Genomic DNA, 700 nt, shown 5'->3' on the forward strand with positions numbered 1-700 from the left:
TGCGCAAGCTTTTGAATATTTTGGTTGATCGATATAATCATGAATCAATCGATTTTTAGCCTCACGCGCTAAGTTAATATCTGTGAACTTAAAAATTCCTTTAACAGCTTCTCTGAAAGATTTTGAATTTTTTTTAGGAATGGTGGTAAAGATATTTCTTAGGAAGTGAACTTGGCATCTTTGCCAACTTACGTTGGTGAAGGATTTTCTAATGGCAGAGACTAATCCTTTGTGCGCATCAGAAATAACGAGTTCCGTACCTTGTAAACCGCGTTCTTTTAGGTATTCAAAAAATGTTGTCCAGGTCTCTTCGCTTTCGCCACTTTGAATCATGAAGCCGATAATTTCACGGTCGCCATCTTTGGTTATTCCAATCGCTATATGACAGCTTTTTGAGAGTACTCGATTTTCTTCTCGTACTTTTATATAGAGTACATCGGTCATTAAGTAAGGATAATTTTTTTCTGATAATAAACGATTCTGCCACTCGTTAACCATAGGTTCTAGCTGTTCTGTTAAGCTAGAAACGAAGGACTTAGAGACGGATTTACCACAAAGTTCTTCCACAATTTTTGATACTTTACGAGTTGAAACGCCTGATACATACATTTCCAACATTGAAGCCATGAGGGCTTTTTCGTTTCGTTGATAACGTTCAAACACTGTGGGTGAAAAATGGCCATCACGTGTTCTGGGTACT

At 37.4% G+C, this 700-nt stretch carries 1 pseudogene; it reads right to left on the bottom strand.

Annotated features, from left to right (window positions below):
• Positions 1 to 700, bottom strand: a pseudogene (locus KA878_RS13000) (IS256-like element IS256 family transposase); the annotation flags it as partial.

It is taken from the genome of Staphylococcus sp. GDY8P57P (assembly GCF_017892585.1).
GTDB classification, from domain to species: Bacteria; Bacillota; Bacilli; order Staphylococcales; family Staphylococcaceae; genus Staphylococcus; species Staphylococcus borealis.